The organism is Arthrobacter sp. HMWF013 (genome assembly GCF_003061105.1).
Lineage (GTDB): Bacteria > Actinomycetota > Actinomycetes > Actinomycetales > Micrococcaceae > Arthrobacter.
Genome location: NZ_QAIQ01000389.1, coordinates 1 through 3,648 on the forward strand (window position 1 = coordinate 1; position 3,648 = coordinate 3,648).

Sequence of the window (3,648 nt, forward strand, 5' to 3'; positions counted from 1 at the left end):
GCACCACCAACTACTTCTGGGCCGGGATCTCACTCATTGTGATCGCCGGATACCTGGCGACAGTCGCCACCACGTCACTGTTTGCCTACGCCGCCCGACGCCGGGACCCGGCAAGGCGCTGACGTCACCGGCGTGCCCTGCCGGCCTCAGCGTCAGTGGGGAGGCGGCGGGAGCCGATCGTCCTTGCCCACGTTCTGGATTCCCACGGGTTCGCCTTCCGGTGTGTTGGTCCGTTTGTTGATCAGGTAGGTGACGAACCACAGCACCACGCCGATCGCCATCAGTCCGCCGGCGATCTGGTACTGGATGATGTTGCGGCCCACCCACGGTCCGGCGAGGAACGCGCACAGCAGGGCGGCGACGAGCGGCAACTGCCCGGGCGACGTGAAGAAGACCTTCCGGTTGGGGTCCCGCTTGCGGCGGAGGACAACGCAGGTGATGTTCACAACGGTGAACACGAGCAGCAGCAGGAACGCCGTGGTGCCGGACAGGTTGGCCACCACGTTGCTCTTGGGATCGCTGGTGACGTACCAGATCAGGCCCAGCGCCAGGACGGTGGAGAACAGGATGCCGGCCCACGGGGTGCGCCGGGTGGGGAGCACCTTCCCGAGCGGCCGGGGCAGGACGTTCTGGCGGGCCATGCCGTAGATCAGGCGGCTGGCCATCAGCATGTTGATCAGGGCGGTGTTGGCGACGGCGAAGACGGCGAGGAACGGGAAGATCCTGTCGATGGGGAAGTCCGGTGAGCCCTTGTGCACCACTTCAAGGAGGGCCGCGCCTTCTGCTTCACGGATGTTCTCCAGCTCGGTGGGCGAGAGGACGCTGACCACGGAGACAGCAACCAGCATGTAGAGGATCACTGCGATGCCCAGGCCGGTCAGCATGGTCCGCGGGAAGATCTTTTCAGGGTTCTGGGTCTCCTCCACCATGTTCACCGAGTCTTCGAAGCCCACCATGGCAAAGAAGGCGATGGAGGTTGCTGCGGTGACGGCCAGGAACAGGCCTTTGTCCTGGTAGTCGTTGAAGACGAAGATTTCCGCCGGGTTCCCGGTCCCCTGCGCCATGACGTAGAAACCCACGCCGATCACGATGCACAGGGCGGTCATTTCCACGATGGTCAGGATCACGTTGAACTTCACGCTCTCGCCCACGCCCCGCAGGTTGATCACGGCGAGCAGCAGCATGAATCCCATGGCCACGGCGGTGATCACGGGCTGGTCCGGGATGGCCATCCACCCGTTGATGTTCAGGCCACCGAAGAAATTCTGAGCCAGGACGTTCGCCGAGGTGGAGGCGCTGGTGATGCCGGAGCAGACCACGGCAAAGGCCACCAGGAACGTGACGAAGTGGATGCCGAAGGCCTTGTGCGTATAGAGCGCAGCGCCCGCCGCCTGCGGGTACTGGGTGACGAGCTCAAGGTAGGAAAAGGCGGTGAGCGTGGCAACGACGAAAGCAAGCAGGAACGGCAGCCAGACGATGCCGCCCACCGTGCCGGCCATGGTCCCAGTGACCGCGTAGACGCCGGCACCCAGGATGTCACCCACGATGAACAGGAGCAGGAGCTTGGGTCCCATGACCCGCTTCAGCTCGTGTTTGTCACCTTCAGGAGTAACGTCGAACACTTGATCTGAAGCGGTGCTCATGCCTGACCTCCACAGTCGAAACGATGCGACTCCTTCAGGGTGATCCCTGCGCGTCACTTTGGCAACAAGTTGTGCCCCGCTATGTGGACAACCCACCGCCCGTTTCCCTTGCAGCGGCTTCAGGCGAAGGACCACAATTGTCAGATCACAACCCAGCCAAGGATGTCCGGGGGTAACCATGATCCTGAAGACAACGCCGGAACCGGAAGCCACGGGGCTGACTGCGGAACTTTACGACGACGACCTCGGCTCACTCGGCTATGTCACCCCGCAGACGAAGGCCATGGCCATTAATCCCGAAGTATCCCAGGCCTTCGACGCCCTGCTCGGCGCCATCAGGGCCCCGATGGACCTGCGCCGCTACGAGCTCGTAACTCTTGCCGCCGCGCAGGGTATTGGCTCGACGCATTGCCTGCTCGCCCACGGGGCCAAAGCGCTGGCGGTGTTCACGGAAGATGAGGTCGCCGCCGTGGCCAGGGATTACCGCAACGCAGGACTGACGGGCGCTGAAGTGGCCATGATGGAGTACGCCGAAAAACTCAGCAGGGACGCAACAGCCATGACCGACGCCGACACCCTAACGCTCCGCGAGCACGGCTTCACGGATCGCGAGATTGTGGACATCACCGTGGCCGCGGCGGCGCGCAACTACCTGAGCCGGGCGGTCCTGGCCCTGGCCGTGGACGTCGACGTGCCGCGAGTCCTGAGCCCAAAGCTGCAGGAGGCATTGCTTTCCCCGCTGGCTTCCCGCCGCACACTGTAGGCCGCCCCCAGGCCGGCGCCCTACGCCAGCGCGGCACCCAGCGAGCGCACCAGCCATTCCCGGTAGGCCTGCACGGACCAGCCGGCCTCCCCCACCAGTGCCCGGTACGTCTGCGGGTGACCCAGCGACCAGATGGCGGCGGCAGCATCGGCGTCGGACATTCCGGACTTCAGCCCGCCGCGGGACCGCAGTGCGGCCGCCGCCTCCCCGTACCGCTCGAGGCGCTGCAGCGCCCGGGCGGTCTGCAACTTGTCCACCGCGGGGTCGACGGCGGCGGCCTGGGCGATGACGCCCACCACGGGCCCGGTGCGCCGGTGGACTTCAACAAACCAGTCGGCGAGGACGGCGATCACCGCATCGAAATCGGGCGCTTCGGCGGTCCGCTGCCGCATCAGTTCCAGGACGTTCGACGGCGAGTGGGGGCCGGACGCCGCCGCGTCCAGCACCGCGGACAGCAGCGCCGCCTTGTTCCCCACCGAGTTGTAGACGGTCTGGAGCGCCACTCCGCTTTCGGCCGCGATGGCCTCGATGGTGGTGGGCACGTACCCCTGCTTGGCGAAGAGCCCGCCTGCCACGCCCACGATCAGTGCCCGGGTCTCCGCCGCCTGGACAGCCCGGCGGGTGGGCCGGCCGGTGGGCCCATGGGCGGTCCTGGGCGCCCCGGAAGGATCGGCCGACACAGCCCGCGAACCAGTCATGAAAACAGACTAGTCCTCCACTGACTGGAATGCTATTCTAATGAAATCCGCAGGGCATCCACAGAGGAAGCGCCCCGGGGCCCGGCTAAGGAGCCATCGATGGATGCTCAACTAGTGGACGTTGTGGTGGTCGGTGCAGGGCAGTCCGGGCTCGCCGCCGGGTATTTCCTGAAGCGGGCCGGTGTAGATTTCACCATCCTGGAGAGCCATCCGCGGGTGGGCGACGGGTGGCGGGAGCGCTGGGAGTCCCTGCGGCTTTTCACCCCGGCCCGGTACAGCAGTCTCCCCGGGCTGAAGTTCCCCTCCCCCGGCGGCAGCTTCCCCGGCAAGGACGAGTTCGCAGATTATCTGGAAAGCTACGCGCAGCACTTCGGTCTTCCGGTGCGGACAGGCGTTCAGGTCCTGACGGTGCGCAAGGCCGGGGACTTGTTCGAGATCCAGACCGACGCCGGCCCCCTCCTCGCCCGCGCCGTCGTGGCCAGTCCCGGTGCCACCACGGCGCGCTACGTTCCTGACGTGGCACTGGAACTGGACGGAGAAATAC

Annotated in this window: 4 protein-coding genes and 1 pseudogene; 3 read left to right on the top strand and 2 right to left on the bottom strand. The window is 65.8% G+C overall.

What is annotated here, in order from left to right; translation table 11 throughout:
- Window positions 1-122: pseudogene (locus DBR22_RS24560) on the top strand (phosphatase PAP2 family protein); the annotation flags it as partial.
- Between the two features lie 30 nt (window positions 123-152).
- Here the strand turns inward: DBR22_RS24560 and DBR22_RS14410 are convergent.
- A complete protein-coding gene (locus DBR22_RS14410; RefSeq protein WP_108599585.1) occupies window positions 153-1,643 on the bottom strand; it encodes an APC family permease in 1,491 nt (496 codons plus the stop codon).
- A 178-nt stretch (window positions 1,644-1,821) separates the two neighbouring features.
- Between DBR22_RS14410 and DBR22_RS14415 the strand changes: the two genes are divergently transcribed.
- Window positions 1,822-2,406 carry a carboxymuconolactone decarboxylase family protein gene (locus DBR22_RS14415; RefSeq protein ID WP_108599586.1) on the top strand — a complete coding sequence of 195 codons (585 nt, stop codon included), beginning with the start codon at window positions 1,822-1,824 and terminating at the stop codon, window positions 2,404-2,406.
- A 20-nt stretch (window positions 2,407-2,426) separates the two neighbouring features.
- Here DBR22_RS14415 and DBR22_RS14420 read toward each other — a convergent pair whose 3' ends face one another.
- On the bottom strand, window positions 2,427-3,104 hold the full coding sequence (locus DBR22_RS14420) for a TetR/AcrR family transcriptional regulator (RefSeq protein WP_108599587.1): 678 nt from the start codon (window positions 3,102-3,104) through the stop codon (window positions 2,427-2,429).
- Between the two features lie 99 nt (window positions 3,105-3,203).
- Here DBR22_RS14420 and DBR22_RS14425 point away from each other — a divergent pair.
- The coding region (locus tag DBR22_RS14425) for an NAD(P)-binding domain-containing protein (protein WP_146187509.1) at window positions 3,204-3,648 on the top strand (445 nt) is incomplete at its 3' end.